This window comes from Saccharothrix ecbatanensis (assembly GCF_014205015.1).
Taxonomy (GTDB): Bacteria; Actinomycetota; Actinomycetes; order Mycobacteriales; family Pseudonocardiaceae; genus Actinosynnema; species Actinosynnema ecbatanense.
In genome coordinates this window covers 8015281-8037350 of the sequence record NZ_JACHMO010000001.1, presented here as the reverse complement: position 1 = coordinate 8037350, position 22070 = coordinate 8015281, and the positions used below count along the sequence as shown (strand labels likewise).

The window sequence follows — 22070 nt, the reverse complement described above, 5'->3', positions numbered from 1 at the left end:
GCATTCCTCTAGGGGGCGATCCGCTGGATCTCCCAGCCGTCCCGGCCGAGGCGGAAGCGGAGGCGGTCGTGCATCCGGTCGCGCCGGCCCTGCCAGAACTCGACCTCCTCGGGCCGGATCCGCCAGCCACCCCAGTGGGGCGGCACGGGTACCCGCTCCGAGTCGGCGAACTGCCGCTCGATCTTGTGCAGCGCACTGTCCAAAGTAGACCGTCCGCCGACCACCCTGGACTGCGGTGACGCCCAGGCGCCGATCTGCGAGCCACGCGGCCGGCTCTCCCAGTACCGCGCGGTCTCGGCGGGACCGACCTTCTCGACCGTGCCGCGCACGTGCGCCTGCCGCTGCATCGCGAACCACGGGAACGTGGCCGACGCGTACCGGGTGGCCATCAGGTCGTGGCTCTTCGCCGACGTGTAGTTGGTGAAGAACACCACGCCCCGCTCGTCCAGCGCCTTCGCGAGCACGGTGCGGGACGACGGGCGACCCTCGGGGTCGGCGGTCGCGAGGACCATCGCGTTCGGCTCGGGCAGACCCGCGCCCGCCGCCTGGTCCAACCACAGCTGTAGCTGTTCGTGCCAATTGGCCGCCAGGTCGCTCTCTGTGAGCGAGCCATGTTCGTAGGACACGCGCATCGACGGCAACGCGATGTTCGTCGTCTCCGACATCCCGACCTCCCGGAGCGTACTTCGGCCTGGCCAAGGCACTTGTGGCACCTAGCGATCCAGCGACCGTACGGGTTTCCCGCCCGGTGCGAAACCGCCCGCACGGTGATGACCGCCACCCGATCCGTGACTATCCGTGTGACCCGTCGCTCGGAATCGAATACGAGATCGAGTCAGATGGGTCACCCGATCCGGGATGGCGGGCGAACGCCGCGTCGAGCGCGTGTTCGACGGTCACCGCGTCGTCGGCCACGGCGGTCGTCAGGCTGCCGCCGTTCGCCAGCGGGACCAGCGACCACCAGTCGCCTGAGACCGCTCCCGGCAGGTCGTCGCCCCAGCACAGGAGCTCGGTGCCGAGCACCCGCCGTCCCGCAAGACCGGCCGGGCTTTCGTCCACTTCGGGCGTTCCAAGGCGAGTTGTCTGCTTTATCACCGGGGTCTTCACCGCACCTCCGCGGCGGACGTCCACCGTGGTGTCGAGCGAACCGGACCGCTCGTTCACCCTGCCCAGGACGAGGATCTCGCGCATGCGCAGTCGTGCGTCTTCAGCCATCCGTGCGCGGAACACCGCTTCATGGCACGCACGCGCGGTGACGACGGTCGGCTCCGGCAGGTAGGCCAGCGACGCGCCCTCGGCGAGTTCGACGTGGACGAGCGCACGGCTGCGGCCGGGGTGTTGGCCGGGCAGCGCGAGCGTCGCGGCGACCCCGCGCAGCTCCAGCGCCGCGCCCGGTCCGACGCGGACGTGCAGTTCCAGGTCGTCACCGCCCAGCGGAGCGGTGACCGCGCTGACCAGGTGGACGAGGGCCGGCCCCTGACGGCTCGACCGGGTCGGCACCAGGCGCAGCGGCGCCATCGACCGCATCTCCCGCACGACGGTTCGCCCTCGCGGATCGCGTTCCACCGTGAGGTGGGCCCGTGCTCTCACCGGAGCTGCGCGCGGACCCAGTCGGCCACCTCGGGCGCGTCCGGTGTGTCCACAAGGGACTGACTGATCACCGGCAGGTCGCCGCGCATCCGGTGGGCGTCGGCCGTCATGACGCCGAGGTCGGCTCCGACGAACGGCGCGAGGTCGGTCTTGTTGATCACCAGCAGGTCGGCCGTGGTGACGCCGGGGCCGCCCTTGCGAGGCACCTTGTCGCCGCCGGCCACGTCCACCACGAACACCTGCCGGTCCACCAGGCCGCGGCTGAACACCGCGGTCAGGTTGTCGCCGCCACTCTCGATGATCACCAGTTCCAGGCCGGGGAACCGGTGTTCCAGCAGCTCCACCGCGTCCAGGTTGGCGGTGATGTCGTCACGGATCGCGGTGTGCGGGCACGCGCCGGTCTGCACGGCCTCGATCCGGTCGGCGTCGAGCACACCCGCGGCACGCAGGAAGTCGGCGTCCTCGGTGGTGTAGATGTCGTTGGTGACGACGGCGAGGTTGACGCTGTCGCCCCGGGACGGATCGGTCAGCGCGCGGCACAGCGCGGCGGTCAACGCGGTCTTGCCACTGCCGACCGGGCCGCCGATGCCCAACCGGATCGCGCGGTGCTCGTGGTCGTGCGCGTGGTGCGGGTCGTGGCCGGCGTCGGCGGGGTCGAAGTTCACCGGGTGCACGTGGTCAGCTGACAAAGAGACGCACCTCTTCCGAGTGGTGGCGGTCGTGCGCCTCGGCCAGCAGGTCGAGGCCGGGAGCGCTCGGCGCGGGCAGGTCTTCGGGCGGGGTGTCGGCGTGGTCGGCCGCCATGCCCGCCACCGCGTCGATGTCGGGCGCGAGGTGGGCCAGGACCGCGTTCACCCCGAACGGGTCCAGGCCGAGCAGCCGGACCGCGCCCGTCGCCGGCCCGGTCACCGCGTGGTACGCAACGACCTGCGCGGCCTGGAACGGGTCGCCCACGAGCACGCCGACGATCACCGGGTGGTGCGGCCGTGGCGTGCCGGCGAGCAGTTCGGCCAACGCGGGTGACGGCCACGCTTTCCGCGCCGCACGGGCGATCCCGCGCCCCTGCACGCGGGACGCGTTCCGCTGGGCGGGCGACGGCGTGCGGGCGTCCAACTCGGCATCCAGCTCCGCGTACCGGCCGCGGGTGGCGGCGGACGCGAACACCGCGCTCAACGCCCCCGCCGTGCGCAGCCTGCCGATCAGGAACGACCGCAACGACTTCTCGTCGGTGACCGCCCGCCGTGCGACGGCCTCCTCCAGCCCGCCCGAGTGGACGTGCCCGCCGCCGGGGTAGCGGGAGTCCGCGAGCATCAGCGCCACGAGGTTCATCAGAACAGGAAGTAGCGTTGGGCCATCGGCAGTTCCGCCACCGGCCGCGGCTCGACCAGGTCGCCGTCGATGCGCACGGCGAAGCTGTCCGGGTCCACTTTGACGTGGGGCATCGCGTCGTTGAGCACCATGTCCGCTTTGGTCACGCCGCGCGTGTTGCCCACCGGCGCAAGCGGCCGGGCCAACCGCAGCATGTCCGCCAGATCCGCGTCGATCGCTTGCTGCGAAACGAAGTGCACGCTGCTGCGCGCCGCCGAGTACGCGCCGAACATCGGTCGGGCGAAGACGGGCTGCGGGGTGGGGATGGACGCGTTCGCGTCACCCATCGCGGCGTGCGCGATGAACCCGCCCTTGAGCACGAGCGCCGGCCGGACGCCGAAGAACTTGGGCTCCCACAGCACCAGGTCGGCCAGCTTGCCGACCTCCACCGAGCCGACCTCGTGGTCGATGCCGTGCGCGATGGCGGGGTTGATCGTGTACTTGGCCACGTAACGGCGGGCGCGCAGGTTGTCCGCCATTTCGCCGCGCTGCCGCTGCATCACGTGCGCGGTCTGCCAGGTGCGGATGATGACCTCGCCGACCCGGCCCATCGCCTGCGCGTCCGAGCTGATCATGGAGATCGCGCCCATGTCATGCAGGATGTCCTCGGCCGCGATCGTGGTCGGCCGGATGCGGCTCTCCGCGAACGCCAGGTCCTCGGGCACGGACGGGTTGAGGTGGTGGCAGACCATCAGCATGTCGAGGTGTTCTTCGAGCGTGTTGACGGTGTGCGGGCGGGTCGGGTTGGTCGAGGACGGCAGCACGTTCGGCTCGGACACCACCTGGATGATGTCCGGCGCGTGCCCGCCGCCCGCGCCCTCGGAGTGGTAGGCGTTGATCGACCGGCCGGCGATGGCGTCCAGGGTGGACTCGACGAAACCGGCCTCGTTCAGCGTGTCGGTGTGGATGGCGACCTGCACGCCGGACTCGTCGGCGACGCGCAGGCAGGCGTCGATCGCGGCGGGCGTGGTGCCCCAGTCCTCGTGCAGCTTGAAACCGCCCGCCCCGCCCCGGAGCTGTTCGCGCAGCGCGTCCTCGCGGGTCGTGTTGCCCTTGCCCAGCAGCAGGACGTTCACCGGCATGTGGTCCATCGACGCGAGCATCCGGCCCAGGTTCCACGAGCCGGGCGTGACCGTGGTGGCCTTCGTGCCCTCCGCCGGGCCGGTGCCGCCGCCGATCAGCGTGGTCAGGCCGGACGCGATCGCGGTGTCCACGATCTGCGGGCAGATGAAGTGCACGTGGCAGTCGATGCCGCCGGCGGTGAGGATCTTCCCGTTGCCGGAGACGATCTCCGTGCCGGGGCCGATGACCAGCTCCGGGTCGACGCCGTCCATGGTGTCCGGGTTGCCGGCCTTGCCGATGCCGACGATCCGGCCGTCGCGCACGCCGATGTCCGCCTTCACCACGCCCCAGTGGTCGAGCACGACCGCGCCCGTGATGACGAGGTCCGGCGCGCCCTCCGCCCTGGTGGCGACGCCCTGGCCCATCGACTCGCGGACCACCTTGCCGCCGCCGAAGATCACCTCGTCGCCGGCGCCCGCGCCGCGGCTGCGGTCCTCGGTGACCTCGATCAGGATGTCGGTGTCGGCGAGCCGGATCTTGTCGCCGGTGGTCGGGCCGAGCAGTTCGGCGTAGCGGCTGCGGCTGATGTGGGTCATCTGTCCAGCTCTCCCGCCCACTCGGGGCGCAGACCGGGCACCCGGCGCGCGCCGGCCAGCGGGACCAGGGTGACCTCGCGTTCGACGCCCGGCTCGAACCGGACCGCCGTGCCCGCCGGGATGTCCAGCCGCTTGCCCCACGCGGCCTCGCGGTCGAACTCCAGCCCGGGGTTGGCCGCGGCGAAGTGGTAGTGCGAGCCGACCTGCACCGGGCGGTCCGCGGCGTTGACCACGACCAGCGTGGTGCGCGGGCGGCCCGGGTTCAGCTCGACCGGCTCGTCACCGGTGACGATCTCGCCCGGCACGATCGTGCTCATCCGACCTCCTCCGCTCCGCCGACCGGGTTCACACGATCGGGTGGTGCACGGTCACCAGTTTCGTTCCGTCCGGGAAGGTCGCCTCGACCTGCACGGACTCGATCATCTCGGGCACGCCGTCGAGCACCTGGGCGCGCGTGAGGACGTGCCGCCCGCTGTCCATCAGCTCGCTCACCGTGCGTCCGTCCCGGGCGCCTTCGAGCACGTGGTCGGTGATGAGGGCCACCGCTTCCGGGTAGTTCAGCGTGACGCCGCGCTCCAGCCGCCTGCGGGCGACGTCGGCCGCGACGTGGACCAGCAACTTGTCCCGCTCGTGCGGCGTCAGGTGCATGGCGGTGGTCTACCACGGGAAACCCCCGGGATCGCCGAGCCGAAACAAGGCCTTAACGATCACTTTCGCTCTGAATCGGTTCCTTGATCGTGACCGACGACACGCGCACCCGCGATTGCCAGGGAGTCTCTTGGGGAGCAAGGTTTCTCCAACTCTTCACTTTCGCGGAGAAGGAGCGCACAGCGTGGTGCAGACCGAGGACGACGGCTTCCGACCAGGTCTAGAGGGCGTGGTCGCCTTCCGCACCGAGATCGCCGAACCGGACCGCGACGGTGGCGCCCTGCGCTACCGGGGCGTGGACATCGAGGACCTGGCCGGTCAGGTCACTTTCGGCAACGTGTGGGCGCTGCTGGTCGACGGGCGGTTCGGCCCCGGCCTGCCGCCGGCCGAGCCGTTCCCCATCCCGGTGCACACCGGTGACGTGCGGGTGGACGTGCAGGCCGCGCTGGCGATGGTGGCGCCGATCTGGGGCTACCAGCCGCTGCTGGACATCACCGACGAGCAGGCGCGCGAAGAGCTGGCGCGGGCGTCCGTGATGGCCCTGTCGTACGCGGCGCAGTCCGCGCGGGGCATCGGCCGGCCCGCCGTGCCGCAGCGCCGGATCGACGAGTGCGCCACCGTCACCGAGCGGTTCCTGACCCGGTGGCGCGGCGAGCCGGACCCGGCGCACGTCAAGGCACTGGACTCCTACTGGGTGTCGGCCGCCGAGCACGGGCTGAACGCCTCCACGTTCACCGCCCGGGTGATCGCCTCCACCGGGGCGGACGTCGCGGCGGCCATGTCGGGCGCGATCGGCGCCATGTCCGGCCCGCTGCACGGCGGCGCCCCGGCGCGGGTGCTGCCGATGATCGAGGAGGTCGAGCGGACCGGCGACGCGCGCGGGTTCGTGAAGGGCATCCTCGACCGGGGCGAGCGGCTGATGGGCTTCGGCCACCGGGTGTACCGGGCGGAGGACCCGCGGGCGCGGGTGCTGCGGCGGACGTGCCTGGAGCTGGGCGCGACCCGCTACGAGGCGGCCGACGCGCTGGAGCAGGCCGCGCTGGCCGAGCTGCGGGAACGCCGGCCGGACCGGGCGATCGAGACGAACGTCGAGTTCTGGGCCGCGGTGATCCTGGACTTCGCCGAGGTGCCGCCGCACATGATGCCCGCGATGTTCACCTGCGCCCGGACCGCCGGGTGGTCGGCGCACATCCTGGAGCAGAAGCGCACCGGCCGGCTGGTCCGACCGGCCGCGAAGTACATCGGACCGGGCCCGCGCAAGCCGTCCGAGGTGGAGGGTTGGGACGAGATCGCCTGACAAGCAGGTTGTTTCCACCCCGCGTGGCGTGACCAGCGACACCCGGCTGTCACCGCCCGGCCACTCGGCTGCAACACTGAAGGCCCGGCAACGGCGCCGGTCGTGCCGTCCCCCTCCCCGGTAACCGGAGGCTTCGCGATGACCCAGACCGCCGACCCGACCACGTTGGTCCTGCCCTCCGACCTGCTGCCGTCCGACGGCAGGTTCGGCTGCGGGCCCTCCAAGGTCCGTCCCGAGGCCCTGGCGGCCCTCGCGGCCGACGGCGCCGCGCTGATGGGCACGTCCCACCGGCAGAAGCCGGTGAAGTCCCTGGTCGGCTCGGTGCGCGCCGGGCTGCGGGAGCTGTTCTCGCTGCCCGAGGGCTACGAGGTGGTCCTGGGCAACGGCGGCACGACCGCGTTCTGGGACGCCGCCGCGTTCGGTCTCGTGCGTGAGCGCGCCCAGCACTTCACGTACGGCGAGTTCTCGTCGAAGTTCGCGAAGGTCACCTCGGACGCGCCGTTCCTGGGTGACTCGATCGTGGTCAAGGCCGACCCGGGCAGCGCGCCCGAGATCGCCTACGCCGAGGGCGCCGACCTGGTCGGCTGGGCGCACAACGAGACGTCGACCGGTGTCGCGGTGCCCGTGGCCCGGCCCGCCGGGTCCGACGGCGCGCTCGTCGCCATCGACGCCACCTCCGGCGCGGGCGGCCTGCCGGTCGACGCGTCGGACTTCGACGTCTACTACTTCGCGCCGCAGAAGTGCTTCGCCTCCGACGGCGGGCTGTGGATCGCGCTCATGTCGCCGGCCGCGCTGGAGCGCGTCGCGGAGATCGGCGCGTCGGGCCGCTGGGTGCCGGAGTTCCTGTCGCTGACCACGGCGCTGGACAACTCCACGAAGGACCAGACGTACAACACGCCGTCGCTGGCCACGCTGTTCCTGATGAACAACCAGATCGAGTGGATGCTCGGCAACGGCGGCCTGTCGTGGGCCGTGGAGCGCACCGCCGACTCGTCGTCGCGGCTGTACTCGTGGGCCGAGTCCACTTCGTACACGTCGCCGTACGTGGCGGACCCGGCGCACCGCTCGCAGGTCGTCGGCACCATCGACTTCGACGACTCGGTGGACGCCGCCGCGGTGGCGAAGGTGTTGCGCGCCAACGGGATCGTGGACGTCGAGCCGTACCGCAAGCTGGGCCGCAACCAGCTGCGGGTGGCGATGTTCCCGGCGGTCGAGCCGACCGACGTGAGCACGCTGACCAAGGCCGTCGACTGGGTCGTGTCGAAGCTCTGAGCTCTGTCTCGTACTGCTGTGTTTCCCACTGCGGGGCCTGCCGGTTGGCGGGCCCCGCAGTGTTTTTCAGGCCCGCAGTGTTTTTCAGGCGGGTGCTACGCGAGCGCTTCGGTGAGTGACAGGCGGGCCGCCCGCATGGCGGGGTAGGCGCCGGCATGGCGGGGTAGGCGCCGGCGACGGCCCCGACCACCATCGCCACCCCACCCCACCCCGCCGAGCAGGGCGGGCAGTGGCACCACGGCGGGCCAGGACTGGCTCGCCGGGGTCGTCGGCCGGCTGATGGCCGGCCGGGTGCTGGAGCCGCTGCACGAGATCACCGCGACCGCGCACCTGCTCGCCACCAACGCCCGCTCCGAACGGCTGATCGACGGCCTGCTGCTGCTCGCCCGCAGCGACCGCTGCCTGTCCCGGCGCGACCCGGTGCGGTTCGACCCTGCTGGTCGACCAGGCACTTCGGGAAGCCGCACTCGGCGAGGGCCTGTACTTCGGCAGCGACCTGGAGCCGCTGGAGGTCCCCGGCGACCACGTGCTGCTCATGCACATGGTGGTCAACCTCGTGCGCGACGCGGTCCTGCACGACTACCCGGGAGGCAACGTGTCGGTCCAGGTTCGCGCGCACGGCCGGCCCGCGCTCATCGTGGCCGACACCGGCCCCGTCCTGCCCGATGACGTGGTGCCGGGCCTGTTCGAGCCGTTCCGGCGGCTGCGCGGCGCCGGCACGCCCGGCGCGGGCCTCGGCCTGTCCGTCGTCCGGTCCATCGCGCACGCCCACCAGGGCGCCGTCACCGCGCAGGCCATCCGGACGGCGGGCCGGCGGTCGAGGTGAACCTTCCGGTAACGGACGTGCGGACACCGCCGACATACGGCAAGATCACATGAAGATATCGGTGAACACGGCGAGTCTCCCGCGTCAAGGCGGCGCGCCGCATTAACGTCAGTACCTGGCGAGGTGAGTCATCCGGGAGGCCATGATGCGAGCGTTGCGAGTCATCGGGCTCGAAGACGACGGCAAGACCGTCATCCTAGAGGACCCGGATCGCGGCGAGCGCTTCGCGCTCCCGGCTGATGAACGGCTGCGCGCGGCGGCGCGCGGCGACCTCACCCGACTCGGCCAGATCGAGATCGAGGTGGAGAGCCAGATGCGGCCACGGGAGATCCAGGCGCGGATCCGCGCCGGCGAATCCGTCGCGCAAGTCGCGGCGGCGGCGGGCATTCCGGCCCACCGGGTGGAGCGGTACGCGTACCCGGTGCTGCTGGAGCGGTCGCGCACGGCGGAGCTGGCGCAGCGCGCGCACCCCGTCCGCGAGGACGGGCCTGACGTGCAGACGCTCGGCGAGGTCGTCGCGCACTCCTTCGGCCTGCGCGGCCAGGAGTACGCCGACGTGAGCTGGGACTCGTGGCGCGGTGAGGACGGCCGGTGGGTCGTCCAGCTGCACTGGACCGCGGGCAGGTCGGACAACCTGGCGCACTGGGCGTTCCACCCCGGCGCGCAGGGCGGCACGGTGACCGCGTTGGACGACGGCGCCATGGAACTCATGGACCCGAACCCCAACCGGACGCTGCGCACGGTCCGGCCGGTGACCCAGCTGGCCCGCCAGGCGCTGGAGCTGGAGAGGTTGGAGAAGCTGGACGAGCCGGAGATCCTCGCGCAGGAGCCGGCGCCGCAGCCTCCCCCCGCTCCGGAGCCGCTGCCCGTGGTGGAGCCGGAACCCGCACCGGTGGCCGAGGAGCCGACGGCGCCGCCCCAGCAGCAGCAGCCCGCTGCCGGGACCGGGGCCGGAGCCGGGGCCAAGCAGCCGGCCCGCAAGGAAGCGCCGCCCAAGCGCGGCAAGAAGAACCACCCGATCGTGCCGTCGTGGGAAGACGTCCTGCTGGGCGTCCGCTCCAACCGCGGCTGAGCCGGGAGAGATCGCGGCAGCACGGATCGCAGCACGGATCGCAGGGCAGGGCCTCCGCCGAAGCGGGGGCCCTGTTTGCGTAGGAGTACTCAAGACACCGCCCCGGGCCGTGCTCGAACATCACTCGCATGGGGGAACTGACGCGGCGGGTCGTCTGGGTCACCGGCCTGGGCGCGGTCCTCGGCCTCGGCTGGTGGCTCCTCTACCTCGCCCTGACGCCCAGCTGCGACCCCAGCTTCCTCGGCTGCGAGATCGCCGTAGTGCTGCTCGCGCCGGTGTGGGCGATGGTGAGCTGGCTCGCGGCCTGGTTCGTGCTGGACCAGCGGCAGATCGACCGGCCGGGCGTCACGGCGGCTGCGGGCGTCGTGGTGGCGTTGGTGCTCGGCGTGATCACGGCACTGCGGGACATCCCGTTCTCACCCTGGGCGGTGCTGCTGGGCGCGGTGTCGTTCCTGCTGGCCGCACTGCTCGCGGCGTGAGCGGTTTACCGGGAGTGATCAAGGGGGTAACCGGGCGTCATGCTGGGACGGGTGATCGTCGGGGCGGTGCTGGGCGCCGGGTTGGGCGCGGCCTGGTGGGGGCTGCGGGAGCTGATCGCGTCCGGGGCGATCTGCTCGAAGGACGACTGGGACTGCCTGGCGATGGGCCTGTTCGCGATGCCGATCAGCCTGGTGGTGGGCGTGCTGATCGGCTGGATCGTGCTGAAGGCCGCCCGTCAGGACCGGCCGCTCGGGTTCGCGGCGGTCGGCGTGACGTTCACCGCCGTGCTCACCTTGCTGACCGTGTGGGTGTCGGTGCCCGCCGGGGCGGTCGCGGCCGGTGTCATCGGGTTCGTGCTGGCAGCCCCGGTGACAGCACGGCACCCGGTCGGCCACACTTCTGCCCGTGACTGACACCCCGGGGACCACCGCAGGCGGCTTCGCGTTCAAGGTGCTCGTGCGCGTCCTGGTGTCGGCCGCCGTCGGGTCCGGGCTGCTCATCGCCTGGATCTGGGCCTACCGCGCCGGGCTGCTGGACCGGGTCGTCAACGAGACCAGCCTGGGCGCGTTCATCCTGCTGATCGTGATCGGGCTGCCGGTCGCGCTGCTGCTCAGCGCGCTGCTGGCCGGGCCGGTGCTGTGGCTGCTGAAGGTCCGCCCGGTGTGGCCGATCATCCTGACCGGGCCGATCCTGCTGGGCCTCGCGCACTACTTCAAGCTGCCCGAGCAGTTCGCCGACCTCGGCGACCAGTGGACCGTGCTTACCCTGTTCGCGGGCGTCAGCTACGGCGCGGCCGGGCTGATCACCGCGCCGACCATGCTGCGCAAGAAGTAGCTATTCGGGTGACGGGACGGCGTCCAGCACCGCTTCGTCGAACCCCTCGAACCGGCACCACTCGGCCGCGTCGTCCCGGCTGACCGGCCGCGCGCCTTCGGGCCGGACGCCGCCCAGCACGTCCCAGCCGTCCGGCGCGAGCACGTGCAACCGCCCTCCGCGCACCGCCAGGAGCCTGCCGCGCGGGAACGCCATGGTCGGCTCGGCGCGCAGGAACCGCACCTCCATCTTGACCTCCACCTATGTCGAGCTTGCAGGGTCGGACGAGGGAAAACCGGATGCCGATTGTCGGTCCACCTTCGTACCGTCATGGTGGACCGGAGGGGGACTCGTGTCGGAAGAACGTACTTCCACAGCCGCGACACTGCGCAGGCTGTGGCCGTACCTCAAACCCGTGCGCACACCGGTGGTGCTCGGGATGGTCGCCACCATGCTCGCGATGATGTGCGGGCTGGGGATCCCGCTGATCACCCAACAGATCGTGGACGGCCCGATCGCCGGCCGCGACCTGGACGCGTTGCCGCTGCTCATCGGCGTCATCGTGCTGCTCGGCTGCGCCGAGGCGGCGCTGTTCTACGCCCGCCGCAAGCTGATCGCCGGACCGGCGTCGGACGTCGAGGCGCGGATGCGGGCCGAGCTGTACCACCACTTGCAAGATCTGCAAGTGGCCTTCCACGACCGATACCAATCGGGGCAGCTGCTGTCCCGCGGCACCACCGACCTGACCCAGGTGCGGCGGTTCGTCGGCTTCGCCGTCATCTTCCTTGTCGTCAACAGCCTGGTCGTGGTGGTCGGGCTCGGCGTGCTGTTCTGGCTCTCGCCGGTGCTCGGCCTGATCGTGCTGGCCAGCACGCTGCCGCTGGTCGCGCTGTCGTACCTGTTCGAGTCGAAGTTCAAGGTCGTCGCCCGCCGGGCGCAGGACCAGTCCGGCGACCTGACCACCGTGGTCGAGGAGTCGGTGCTGGGCATCCGGGTGCTGAAGGCGTTCGGCCGCGGACCGCACCTGACCAAGCGGTTCCTCCGGCAGGCCCGCGAGCTGCGGGACACGGAGCTGGCCAAGGTGCGGATCTTCGCCGGGCTGTGGGCGGTGCTGATCGTGCTGCCCGAGCTGGGCATCGCGGGTCAGCTGGCGTTCGGCTCGGTCGGCATCGCGAACGGCACGGTCACCGTCGGCACGCTTGTCGCGGCCGTCACGGTAAGCGCCTACCTGCGCTGGCCGATCGACTCGATCGGGTGGTTGTTGGCGGAGACGAACTCGACCGCCTCGGCGTTGGAGCGGTACTTCGAGGTGATCGACGCCGAGGTGACCGTGACCAGCCCGGCGAACCCCAGGCCCGCCACCACCCCGGTGCGCGGGCACGTGCGGTTCGAGGGCGTCCGCTACCGGCACCCCGGCTCGGAGCACGAGGTGCTGCGCGGCGTCGACCTGGACATCCGGCCGGGCGAGACGGTGGCGCTGGTCGGCGCGACCGGCTCGGGCAAGACGACGGTCACCGCGCTGGTGCCGCGCCTGGCGGACGTCACGGGCGGGCGCGTCACGCTCGACGGCGTGGACGTGCGCGAGCTGGACCTCGAAGAGCTGCGCCGGGTCGTCGGCACGGCGTTCGAGGAGCCGATCCTGTTCTCCGCGAGCGTCACCGAGAACGTGGCGCTGGGCGCGAAGGACGTCAGCGAGGAACGGGTCCGCGAGGCGTTGAAGGTGGCGCGGGCCGAGGAGTTCGTGGACGCCCTGCCGTGGGGCCTGGACACCCGGATCGGCGAGCAGGGCCTGTCCCTGTCCGGCGGTCAGCGGCAGCGGCTGGCGTTGGCGCGGGCGGTCGTCGGACACCCGGCGGTGCTGGTGCTGGACGACCCGCTGTCCGCTTTGGACGTGCACACCGAGGCCGAGGTGGAGGCCGCGCTGCGCCGCGTGCTCAAGGGCGTAACGGCGCTGGTCGTCGCGCACCGGCCGAGCACGGTGCAGCTGGCCGACCGGGTGGCGATGCTGGTCGACGGCAAGATCGCGGCCACCGGCACGCACACGCAACTGTTGGCGGACAACGAGGACTACCGGAATCTGCTGTCCACTATGGAGGATGAGGAGGTGGCGGCGTGACGACCACCGAACCGACGGCGCAAGGCGAAGAGCGCGGCGAGGAAGCGTGGCGGGGCGTCGCCGCCGAAGACGTCGACGTGGACTACGCGACCGGGGTGAAGTTGCAGGCCCGGTCGCGGCGGCTGCTCGGCGAGCTGGTCCGCCCGCACACCAGGGCGGCGATCCTCGCGCTGGTGATCGTGGTGGCGGAGAACCTGGTCAACCTGGCCGGTCCGCTGCTGATCGCGGTGGCCATCGACGCCGGGGTGCCGGCCGCGCTGGACGGCCGGCCGGACATCCTGGCGTGGTGCGTGGGCGGGTACGTGGCGGTGGCGATCTCCGCGACGCTGCTGCGCTGGTCGTTCGTCCGGCTCACCGGCCGGATCGGCCAGGACATGCTGCTGGTGCTGCGGGAACGCGTGTTCCGGCACGTGCAGCGGCTGTCCGTGTCGTTCCACGAGAAGTACACGTCCGGCAAGGTGATCTCCCGGCTGACCAGCGACGTCGACTCGTTGCAGGACCTCGTGGAGGAGGGCCTGGACGGGTTCTTCACCTCGATCCTGTCGCTGCTGGGCATCTCGGTGGTGCTGCTGTACCTGGACGTGCCGCTGGCGCTGGTGGTGCTGTCCGGGTTCCTGCCGCTGATCCTGCTCACCCGCTGGTTCAACCGCCGCTCCGGCCGCGCCTACCGGGGCACCCGCGGCGCGATCGCGAAGATCATCGTGCAGTTCGTGGAGACCATGAACGGCATCCGCGCGGTGCAGGCGTTCCGCCGGGAGCGCCGCAACGAGAAGATCATGGGCGAGCTGAACGGGAAGTTCCGCGACGCCAACACCGACGCGATGGGCGTGATGGCCGCGTTCACGTCGCTGGTGCGGGTGATCGGCAACCTGTCGCTGGCGGTGATCCTCGCCTGGGGCGCGCTGCGGGTCGCGGACGGGCAGCTGGAGCTGGGCGTGCTGGCCGCGTTCACGCTGTACGTGCGGCGGTTCTACGACCCGTTCGACCAGCTCGCGATGTTCGCCAACGCCTACGCGTCGGCGACGGCGGCGCTGGAGAAGATCTCCGGCCTGCTGGAGGAACGGCCCGAGGTGGCCGAACCGGACGAGCCGACGCCGCTCGGCGACGTGCGCGGGTCGGTGCGGTTCGACCGGGTCGGGTTCCGGTACTCGGACACGACGCCGGTGGTGCTGCCGGCGTTCGACCTGACGGTGCCCGCCGGGCAGACCGTGGCGCTGGTCGGCGCGACCGGCGCGGGCAAGACCACGCTGGCCAAGCTGGTGGCCCGGTTCTACGACCCGACGTCCGGCGCGGTGCTGCTGGACGGCGTCGACCTGCGGTCCGTGGCCGACGTGGACCTGCGGCGCGCGGTCGTCATGGTGACGCAGGAGAACTTCCTGTTCGACGGGTCGGTGCTGGACAACATCGCGCTGGGCCGGCCGTCGGCGACGCGGGAGGAGATCGAGGCGGCGGCGCTGGCGGTCGGCGCGGACCGGTTCGTCCGGGCGCTGCCCGAGGGCTACGACACCGACGTGCGCAAGCGCGGCGGGCGGCTCTCGGCCGGGCAGCGGCAGATGGTGGCGTTCGCGCGGGCGTTCCTGGCCGACCCGGCGGTGCTGGTGCTGGACGAGGCCACGTCCAGCCTGGACGTGCCGACCGAGCGGGCGGTGCAGCGCGCCCTGGAGACCGTGCTGGCCGACCGGACGGCGTTCATCATCGCCCACCGGCTGTCGACGGTGATGATCGCCGACCGGGTGCTGGTGCTCGCCGACGGCCGGGTGGTGGAGGACGGCACGCCGGAGGAGCTGATCGACGGGCGTGGTCGGTTCGCCGCCCTGCACACCGCCTGGCGGGAGTCCCTGGCGTAACGGGCTAGAGAAGGGTGGTCAGCAGGAGGGAGAGCCAGGCGGCGAGGACACCCGCGACGACGCCGTAGGCGACCCACCGCCACACCGGCGTCTTGCGGGCCAGCCACACGGACGGGGCGATGCCGCCGACCACCAGGGCGTTCGCCAGCAGCGCGAGCCACTGGCTGGTCTCACCCAGGCCGACGGACAGGGTGTACACGGTGAACGTCACCACGGCGGCGACGATCAGCGTGACGGTCAGGCCGGTGCCCCAGGGGGTCTCCTCCTGGGGTGCCGGCGCTTCCGCCTCCGGTTCCTCGACCGACTCGGGTTCGGCGTCGGTCTCGGCGGGCGCGTCGACGACGACCAGTTCACCGGTCACCGGGTCGGTGTACTCGACCGCTGTGCGCATGTCCGCGGCCAACCGGCCGGCCAACTGGCGTCCGCGCCTGGTCACGAGGGCGCTCGCGGCGCCGTCGGACGGCGCGTCGGTGCGCGCCACCGCGTCGGCCACCTTCGCCCACTCGTGCAACGCGTCGGCGAGGCCCGCGCCGAGCGGGAGGGCGTGGGGGTCGACTTCCCGCTCGCCCGCGTCGTCGCGGCCCGCGACCACGGCCTTGCCGTCCTGGACCCGCAGTTCCACCAACGTCCTCCTCTGGTCGGTCAGAACCTAGCGGTTCACGCGATCGCGTAGAAGGCGATCGCGGCCGCCGTCGCCACGTTCAGCGAGTCGACACCGCCCGCCATGGGGATGCGGACGGCCACGTCGGCCGCCGCGATGGTCTCTTCGGTGAGGCCGGGACCCTCCGAACCGAGCAGCACGGCCACCTTGCGCCCGCGCAGCCCGGCGTCGGCCAGGCCGGTCGCGTCGGCACGCGGGGTCAGGGCGGCGACCGTGAAACCGTTGTGGCGCAGCAGGTCGAAGCCTTCGGCGAGGTCTGGCAACGACGCGAACGGCACGCGCAGCACGTGCCCCATCGAGACGCGCACGCTGCGCCGGTACAACGGGTCGCTGCACCCCGGGCCGAGCAGCACGCCGTCGATGCCGAGCGCGGCGGCGTTGCGGAACAGCGAGCCGAGGTTCTCGTGGTCGCCGACGCCTTCCAGCACGGCCAGCCGGCGGGACGACGCGACGAGCCCGGCGAGGTCCGACTGGGGCGCGCGGTCGGCGACGGCCAGCACGCCCCGGTTGAGGTGGAACCCGACCACCTCGGCCATGACCTCGGCGGACGTGACGTACGCGGGGGCCGGGAGTGCGCCCAGCGCTTCCACGCGGCGGCGCACGCCGAGCAGCGCGCGGACCGGGTAGGGCGAGTCGAGGAGGCGTTCGACGACCACCACGCCCTCGGCGATCACCAGTCCCCGGCCGCCGGGGCGGTCCGGCCGGCGGTCGGCCGTCGACAGGTCCCGGAAGTCGTCCAGCCGGGGGTCGGCCGGATCGTCGATCTCGATCACGGTGGAAGTGTCCCACACCCGCGATAACCAGCACGTTCTCGCTGATTGTTACCAGCATGTGACAGAGAGCACCGATTTGGACGCTGGCGGGCAGGTAATTGCTGTGTCACGGTTGGCCTCCGCTAAGCCCGCCGGAGCAGCCCTTACCGATTGGGAGGCGGCATGGGTACGGATGTGTCCAGTCGGACGTTCACCAGGGAGGACCGCCAGCGCTACCGCGAGCGCATGCAGCGGTGCATGGACGCTCTGGGAACCATGCTGGTGGAGGAGAGCTTTTCCTTCCCCCGACAGCAGATGGGGCTGGAGATCGAGCTGAACCTCGTCGACGCCGCCTGCCGGCCCGCGATGGCCAACTCCGAGGTGCTGGAGAAGATCGACGACCCGTCGTTCACGCTGGAACTGGGTCAGCACAACCTCGAAGTCAACGTCCCGCCGCGCGAGCTGGCCGGGAACGAGACGCTGGACCTGGAGCGGGAACTCGTCTCCACGCTGGCGTCGGCCGACGACAAGGCGCACGACGCCGGGACGTCGATCGTGATGATCGGGGTGCTGCCGACGTTGCGGCAGGAGCACTTCGAACGGCGGTGGCTGTCGCAGCAGGCGCGGTACACCACGTTGAACGACCAGATCCTCGCGGCGCGCGGGGAAGAGGTCGTGCTGTCCATGGAAGGCTCGCCGCTGCCGGGCCGGGCGGGCGAGAAGCTGTCCAGCTACGCGGAATCCATCATGCCGGAGGCCGCCTGCACGTCCGTGCAGCTGCACTTGCAGGTCGCGCCGGACGATTTCGCGGCGCACTGGAACGTGGCGCAGGCGTTGGCCGGGGTGCAGGTGGCGATCGCGGCGAACTCGCCGTTCCTGCTCGGGCGGGCGCTGTGGCACGAAACCCGGATACCGCTGTTCCTCCAGGCCACGGACACGCGCACGCAGGAGCTGAAGAACCAGGGCGTGCGGCCGCGGGTGTGGTTCGGGGAGCGGTGGATCACGTCGATCTTCGACTTGTTCGAGGAGAACGTGCGCTACTTCCCGGCGTTGCTGCCGGAGACCGGCGACGAGGACCCGTTGGACGTGCTCGGGTCGGGCGGCACGCCGTCGTTGACGGAGCTGCGGCTGCACAACGGGACCGTGTGGCGGTGGAACCGGCCGGTGTACGACGTGGTCGACGGCGTGCCGCACCTGCGGGTGGAGAACCGGGTGCTGCCGGCCGGGCCGACCGTGCTCGACACGATGGCCAACGCCGCGTTCTTCTACGGCGCCCAGCGCGCCCTCACCACCCTGGAACGTCCTTTGTGGACGCAGATGTCGTTCCACGCGGCGGAGGAGAACCTGTACGCCGGGTCACGGCACGGCATGGGCGCGCAGCTCTACTGGCCGGGCATCGGCTGGGTGCCGCCGGACGAACTCGTCCTGCGCCGGCTGCTGCCCCTCGCGCACGAAGGGCTGCGGGCGTGCGGCGTGTCCGACGCGGCACGCGAACGCTACCTCGGGGTGATCGAGGCGCGGTGCCTGGCGCGGCGCACGGGGTCGCAGTGGCAGCGCGACACCGTGGCGCTGCTGGAGGAGCGCGGGGCCGACCGGGACGCCGCGCTGAGCGCGATGCTCGGGCGTTACGTCGAGCTGTCGCACGCGGGCGAGCCCGTGCACACCTGGCCCGTCGGCTTGTAGTCAGCTCACCAGCCCGCCGCGTGTCGAGCGCGGCGGGCTACTGCCTGGGTTCGGGCTTGGGCCACCACCCACGCTTGGCCGCCTGTCGCGGTCGACGCTCAGGCTCAGGTCGTCCTACCGCCTGTGGGTCGTGTCGCCCAACCACACCACATGAGTACGCCGTACCCCAGCCGATCGGGAGCTGATCTCGAACAGCGTCCGCGCGTGCTCCGCGCTGGCTGAGTCCAGCCGGAAGTCACCCTCCACAGAGTTGACTTCGGCACGGTCGTCGTAGGCCAAGCCGTAGCCGGCCACCCGGGTCCGTTCCCGTTCGCCGTACTCCTCCACGATGGCGAATGGCCGTGGCGCATCCTCATGTGCCGCTTCGCACAGCAGCGCGGCGAAGACTGCGTCCGTGCCCGTGTTCTGCACGACGTCTGCCGGCTCGTTCACGCGCTCTGCCTCTCGTAGCTCTGGATGAGGTCGGCCAACGCGTCACCGGGAATCAGCACGTTGCCCGCTTGCTGCGGGATGACCAGCCAGATCACCGGTGTGGTGTCGATGTGACTGGGCGGCAGCGGCACCGGCATCCCCGCATCCACCACCCATGCGTTGTTGCTCACCAGCACCGCAGGCATCGGTGGCCGAACGAGGAAGTAGGCGATGGGCATGTTCGGGAAGGCCAACACCGGCGTCGGCAGGGCCGTGAACCAGGGATCGTCGGCCAAGGCCATGACAAGCGGCTCTGCCACCGCGAACGCACCCAGGGTCGAACAGGTCACGGTGAGGACGTTGACCTCGCGCCATCCTGGAGTCGCCCACCACTCCCGCACCAGCGCGACGTCGGTGGTCGCCTCCTCACTGGGCCTGAGGCAGGGGTTGGTGACGGGCAGTCCGCTCACAGGGTCGGCGAAGTGTCCGTCGTGCCAGACGGCTCCCGGTAGGACGGGCCAGCCCAGTTCGGCGTAGCTCAGGGCGGCCTGCGAAGTCGTGGGTGCGGGGGTACCCGGTGTGATGCTCGGCATTGCCTTGCCCTTCTTGGGAGACCTCTGCGGAGTGAAGGCGAGTGGCTCGCAGCACCAGGCGGTGGGAGCGGACAGAAGCTTCCGCTGTAGCGGCGCGCGTGATCTGACGCGAAACCACATGATCGATATGCGTTGCAGGGCATGGCGCCAGTCCATCGACACACGTAGCGTCGTCCGACCGATGCTAAGCGTCACCACACAACAAAGCGGGATCGAGGCGAATGGGAACGCACGAACGGGTACGGCTGTGCCGTTGCGGTACGCGGCTGGCGCGTGACAACCGCGGCGCGCTGTGCCACACCTGCACAAGAGCCGCCCGCGATCACCTGGCCGAACCGCCTCGCGTCGCACCTTCGTTCTGGCGAACCCCGCAGATGCTGGAGGCCCTGGCCACCTACGACATGGGAACTGTGATGCGGGCCTTCCGGACCCATCCGTTCCACGGCCGGGACATCTCCCAAGAGGTCGCGGCCGGGTGGGTCGGCATCACCCAGACGAGATTGAGCCGGATCGAGAACGGTGAACGGATCGCCAACCTGAACAAGCTCATGCGCTGGGCCCGTGCGCTCGGCATCCCGTCCGACCTGCTGTGGTTCCGGATGCCGGCCAGGTCGCCAACGTCCGATGTGCAGCGGGAAGGGTCGCGGCAATACTTCGAAAGCGAGGTCGGACCGCCGAACACCGCCCTATCGACGTCTGGCGCATTGCTGCCCGTGATCGTCGACGGTCGCCAGATCTTGGTACCGGTCGACGCGGAGAGGATGAGGGCCTGTGGCCTCGGCCCGCTCTTGGACGAGTCCGGCATGATGGCTCCGACAGCCGGTAATGCCACGCCCGCTGCCGAATGGGAGACCATGAGCCCACTGACTCGACGCTCACTCCTCGGCGGTGGCATCGCCGCAGCCGCCATGCCGATGCTTGATCCCGCCTGCCGCACCACAACTTTGTTGGCCCAACTCCGGCAGAAACCGACGATCGAGAACGCCAACACCCTCGTGAGGCAGGCACACCACTCATATCAGGCGGCCCGTTACCAAGAGGTCACGCTGGCTCTGCCGCCGCTGATGGCGGCCATTCACGCCTTGGCCGACGAAGGTCCGGCAACTCACCGGCGTCAGGCACTCCACCTGGAGTGCAGCGCGTCGATAGCCGCCGCCAAGCTGGAGACCAAGGCCGGGAACGGCGCTGCCGCCTTGGGCTCCGCGCATCGAGCCGGAAAGGCAGCCCTCAAGGCCGGTGATTCATTCGGACAAGCCGCGGCCGGCTACCAGTTGGCTTGCGCGCTGCTGAAACTCGGTCAGCACGACGAAGCCGAATCGACGGCCGTGGACTGCGCCGAATCGATCACGGGGACAGATCCCGAGAGCCTTACCTGGCGGGGAGCATTGACGCTCATCAGCTCGATCATCGCCGCCCGGCGGAACGACCGCGCCGAGGCCACCAGACGGCTCGATCATGCCGAGAGCCTCGCGGAACGGCTTGGCGGCGACCGCAACATAGGTTGGACGGCTTTCGGCCCGACGAACGTCCGCATCCACCGCATGTCGGCCGCTGTGGCGTTGACCGACCCGCGCGCCACGCTGTCGATCGCCGAGCAGATCGACGTCGGGTCAATGGCGAGTGGTCTCCGTGGACGCCAAGCGCAATACCACCTCGACAGCGCCTGGGCGCACCACCAGCTCAACGAGGACATGCCTGCCCTGATCCATCTCCTCGACACCGAACGGATCGCGCCCGAGTTGGTGCTTGGCGGTACAGCAGCTCGGTCGCTGATCTCCGAGCTGATGAACCGTGAGCGCCGGGTTCAGATGCCTGGGCTGAGGAGCCTCGCTCAACGCGCGGGGGTCCTGCCGTGATCGAGGCCGGCCGCTGTGTCTACGTCGTCGTTTCGGCTGCGCCACCAGTGCTGAACATCGCCGAGTTCGTCGGTCTCCTCCACGACCTCCGCCGGCAGGTGTGCCTGATCGCCACGCCGACCGCCGCATCGTGGATAGATCTCGATCAGCTCGGAGCGAGTACCGGATGCCTGGTGCGGACACGTCCCCGGCTGCCACGTGAGGCCGACTCACTACCGGAAGCCGACGCGGTGGTGGTCGCTCCGGCGACGTTCAACACGATCAACAAGTGGGCGGCGGGAATCAACGACACGACAGCGCTCGGGGTGCTGAACGAGCTGTTGGGTGTCGGCGTGCCGATCACCGTCGTTCCGTGTGTGAAGGCGTCGCTGCGAAAGCACCCGGCTTACGCCGGGAGCGTCGAGCGGCTCTCCGGCGCCGGGGCCGTGTTCCTGGACCCTCACTCCGTGGCGTCTCGCGGGGATGACGGGCTTGCCGCGTTCGATTGGCCCGAGGTGCTGCGACTGTCGATGCCAAGCCCTCCTTGATCCAGGCTTCCGGGTACCAAGCTTCGGTACCAAGCTTCCGGGTACCAGGCCGTCGGGTGCCAGGCAGAGGCCGAGCTGAGTGCCGCACCTCATTTCTCTCGCAACGCTTCCGGCATTACCATTCATCCCCGGCAACCGTCACGCCTTTGGGTGATCTTGGCGCGACAGGCCCGGCCGTCAGCAGCGGGTCAGCGGCGGCGGCCGGCTTTCAGCGGCGCGACGTCGGCGCCGTCGTGCGAACTGCGGCACTCGTCGGGCGTCACCGCCTCCACCGCGAGGGTCAACATGCCCTTCACGCCGGTGTAGATGCTCTCGCCCGCCGACGCGATGGAGGCGTGCACCCGGTTCGAGTCGGAGAAGTCCCGCTCGTCCTTGGCCCGCTTCTTCCCGGCCTCCTCGGGCTTCGTCGCGCTCCGCAGGTTGACCTCCAGCCACGCCGCGACCTCGGTCGGCGTGGTCAGGACCTCTTCCGGCGTCCGCTCCAAGCGCTCCTGGCGCGGGGAGGCGTGGTCGAGAGAGGTGTGCTCCACATAGGCGTGCCAATGTGTGTTGCGCAGTGACCACGTCTGCTCGATCGGCCAGTCCTCCTCGGTGCCCATG

The 22070-nt window shown here is 70.9% G+C and carries 26 protein-coding genes; 12 read left to right on the top strand and 14 right to left on the bottom strand.

Annotation, left to right across the window (positions count from 1 at the left end):
• Positions 1-8: 8 nt before the first annotated feature.
• The 7 genes from pdxH to F4560_RS35390 all read right to left on the bottom strand — a co-directional run bounded on the left by pdxH (position 9) and on the right by F4560_RS35390 (position 5264).
• Entirely contained in the window at positions 9-665 is a 657-nt protein-coding gene (gene pdxH, locus F4560_RS35420) for a pyridoxamine 5'-phosphate oxidase (RefSeq protein ID WP_184927452.1), read from the bottom strand.
• Between the two features lie 127 nt (positions 666-792).
• Positions 793-1590, bottom strand: a complete 798-nt coding sequence (locus tag F4560_RS35415) for an urease accessory protein UreD (protein ID WP_184927451.1) — start codon at positions 1588-1590, stop codon at positions 793-795.
• Positions 1587-2264 carry an urease accessory protein UreG gene (gene ureG, locus F4560_RS35410; protein WP_184929584.1) on the bottom strand — a complete coding sequence of 226 codons (678 nt, stop codon included), beginning with the start codon at positions 2262-2264 and terminating at the stop codon, positions 1587-1589. The genes F4560_RS35415 and ureG overlap by 4 nt, the downstream gene beginning before the upstream one ends.
• Before the next feature lie 4 nt (positions 2265-2268).
• Complete coding sequence (locus F4560_RS35405) at positions 2269-2919, bottom strand: urease accessory protein UreF (RefSeq protein ID WP_184927450.1); 651 nt, start codon at positions 2917-2919, stop codon at positions 2269-2271.
• Complete coding sequence (locus F4560_RS35400) at positions 2919-4616, bottom strand: urease subunit alpha (protein WP_184927449.1); 1698 nt, start codon at positions 4614-4616, stop codon at positions 2919-2921. The genes F4560_RS35405 and F4560_RS35400 overlap by 1 nt, the downstream gene beginning before the upstream one ends.
• Positions 4613-4924: an urease subunit beta gene (locus F4560_RS35395; protein ID WP_184929583.1), complete on the bottom strand. Its 312-nt coding sequence runs from the start codon at positions 4922-4924 to the stop codon at positions 4613-4615. Before F4560_RS35395 ends, F4560_RS35400 begins: the two co-directional genes overlap by 4 nt.
• Before the next feature lie 37 nt (positions 4925-4961).
• Complete coding sequence (locus tag F4560_RS35390; protein WP_184927448.1) at positions 4962-5264, bottom strand: urease subunit gamma; 303 nt, start codon at positions 5262-5264, stop codon at positions 4962-4964.
• Positions 5265-5448: 184 nt separating this feature from the next.
• Here F4560_RS35390 and F4560_RS35385 point away from each other — a divergent pair, with 184 nt between their 5' ends.
• Together F4560_RS35385 and serC are read left to right on the top strand one after the other, a co-directional pair.
• Complete coding sequence (locus tag F4560_RS35385; protein WP_184927447.1) at positions 5449-6561, top strand: citrate synthase 2; 1113 nt, start codon at positions 5449-5451, stop codon at positions 6559-6561.
• Positions 6562-6699: 138 nt separating this feature from the next.
• Positions 6700-7833 carry a phosphoserine transaminase gene (gene serC / locus F4560_RS35380; RefSeq protein ID WP_184927446.1) on the top strand — a complete coding sequence of 378 codons (1134 nt, stop codon included), beginning with the start codon at positions 6700-6702 and terminating at the stop codon, positions 7831-7833.
• Positions 7834-7928: 95 nt separating this feature from the next.
• On the opposite strand, the gene F4560_RS35375 is transcribed toward serC, so the two are convergent.
• Positions 7929-8300, bottom strand: a complete 372-nt coding sequence (locus tag F4560_RS35375; RefSeq protein ID WP_184927445.1) for a hypothetical protein — start codon at positions 8298-8300, stop codon at positions 7929-7931.
• Between the two features lie 59 nt (positions 8301-8359).
• On the opposite strand from F4560_RS35375, the gene F4560_RS35370 reads away from it, so the two are divergent.
• The 5 genes from F4560_RS35370 to F4560_RS35350 all read left to right on the top strand — a co-directional run bounded on the left by F4560_RS35370 (position 8360) and on the right by F4560_RS35350 (position 11045).
• Complete coding sequence (locus F4560_RS35370; RefSeq protein WP_184927444.1) at positions 8360-8659, top strand: sensor histidine kinase; 300 nt, start codon at positions 8360-8362, stop codon at positions 8657-8659.
• A 145-nt stretch (positions 8660-8804) separates the two neighbouring features.
• Entirely contained in the window at positions 8805-9731 is a 927-nt protein-coding gene (gene sepH / locus F4560_RS35365) for a septation protein SepH (RefSeq protein WP_184927443.1), read from the top strand.
• Positions 9732-9859: 128 nt separating this feature from the next.
• Entirely contained in the window at positions 9860-10210 is a 351-nt protein-coding gene (locus F4560_RS35360; protein WP_184927442.1) for a hypothetical protein, read from the top strand.
• A gap of 39 nt (positions 10211-10249) precedes the next feature.
• Positions 10250-10624: a hypothetical protein gene (locus F4560_RS35355; protein WP_184927441.1), complete on the top strand. Its 375-nt coding sequence runs from the start codon at positions 10250-10252 to the stop codon at positions 10622-10624.
• Positions 10617-11045: a hypothetical protein gene (locus F4560_RS35350; protein WP_184927440.1), complete on the top strand. Its 429-nt coding sequence runs from the start codon at positions 10617-10619 to the stop codon at positions 11043-11045. Before F4560_RS35355 ends, F4560_RS35350 begins: the two co-directional genes overlap by 8 nt.
• On the opposite strand, the gene F4560_RS35345 is transcribed toward F4560_RS35350, so the two are convergent.
• Entirely contained in the window at positions 11046-11285 is a 240-nt protein-coding gene (locus F4560_RS35345) for a hypothetical protein (RefSeq protein ID WP_312869668.1), read from the bottom strand.
• Positions 11286-11376: 91 nt separating this feature from the next.
• On the opposite strand from F4560_RS35345, the gene F4560_RS35340 reads away from it, so the two are divergent.
• Together F4560_RS35340 and F4560_RS35335 are read left to right on the top strand one after the other, a co-directional pair.
• On the top strand, positions 11377-13140 hold the full coding sequence (locus tag F4560_RS35340; protein ID WP_312869667.1) for an ABC transporter ATP-binding protein: 1764 nt from the start codon (positions 11377-11379) through the stop codon (positions 13138-13140).
• The gene (locus tag F4560_RS35335; protein ID WP_184927437.1) at positions 13137-14987 is read left to right on the top strand and encodes an ABC transporter ATP-binding protein; all 1851 of its coding nucleotides are present in this window, start codon (positions 13137-13139) and stop codon (positions 14985-14987) included. Before F4560_RS35340 ends, F4560_RS35335 begins: the two co-directional genes overlap by 4 nt.
• 4 nt (positions 14988-14991) lie before the next feature.
• Here the strand turns inward: F4560_RS35335 and F4560_RS35330 are convergent, their stop codons facing one another.
• Positions 14992-15609 carry a DUF2537 domain-containing protein gene (locus F4560_RS35330; RefSeq protein ID WP_184927436.1) on the bottom strand — a complete coding sequence of 206 codons (618 nt, stop codon included), beginning with the start codon at positions 15607-15609 and terminating at the stop codon, positions 14992-14994.
• A gap of 35 nt (positions 15610-15644) precedes the next feature.
• Complete coding sequence (locus tag F4560_RS35325; protein ID WP_184927435.1) at positions 15645-16421, bottom strand: TrmH family RNA methyltransferase; 777 nt, start codon at positions 16419-16421, stop codon at positions 15645-15647.
• Between the two features lie 162 nt (positions 16422-16583).
• Here F4560_RS35325 and F4560_RS35320 point away from each other — a divergent pair, with 162 nt between their 5' ends.
• Positions 16584-18083, top strand: coding sequence for a glutamate-cysteine ligase family protein (locus tag F4560_RS35320; protein WP_184927434.1), 1500 nt, complete (start codon positions 16584-16586; stop codon positions 18081-18083).
• A gap of 114 nt (positions 18084-18197) precedes the next feature.
• On the opposite strand, the gene F4560_RS35315 is transcribed toward F4560_RS35320, so the two are convergent.
• Both F4560_RS35315 and F4560_RS35310 read right to left on the bottom strand, forming a co-directional pair.
• Positions 18198-18515 carry a hypothetical protein gene (locus F4560_RS35315; protein WP_184927433.1) on the bottom strand — a complete coding sequence of 106 codons (318 nt, stop codon included), beginning with the start codon at positions 18513-18515 and terminating at the stop codon, positions 18198-18200.
• Positions 18512-19087 carry a bifunctional DNA primase/polymerase gene (locus tag F4560_RS35310; RefSeq protein ID WP_184927432.1) on the bottom strand — a complete coding sequence of 192 codons (576 nt, stop codon included), beginning with the start codon at positions 19085-19087 and terminating at the stop codon, positions 18512-18514. The genes F4560_RS35315 and F4560_RS35310 overlap by 4 nt, the downstream gene beginning before the upstream one ends.
• A gap of 374 nt (positions 19088-19461) precedes the next feature.
• Between F4560_RS35310 and F4560_RS35305 the strand changes: the two genes are divergently transcribed.
• Both F4560_RS35305 and F4560_RS35300 read left to right on the top strand, forming a co-directional pair.
• On the top strand, positions 19462-20943 hold the full coding sequence (locus F4560_RS35305) for a helix-turn-helix domain-containing protein (protein WP_184927431.1): 1482 nt from the start codon (positions 19462-19464) through the stop codon (positions 20941-20943).
• Complete coding sequence (locus F4560_RS35300) at positions 20940-21470, top strand: flavoprotein (protein ID WP_184927430.1); 531 nt, start codon at positions 20940-20942, stop codon at positions 21468-21470. The genes F4560_RS35305 and F4560_RS35300 overlap by 4 nt, the downstream gene beginning before the upstream one ends.
• Positions 21471-21658: 188 nt before the next feature.
• Here F4560_RS35300 and F4560_RS35295 read toward each other — a convergent pair whose 3' ends face one another.
• Positions 21659-22069 (bottom strand): hypothetical protein, encoded by a 411-nt coding sequence (locus F4560_RS35295; protein ID WP_184927429.1) that lies wholly within the window; start codon positions 22067-22069, stop codon positions 21659-21661.
• Position 22070 lies beyond the last annotated feature (1 nt).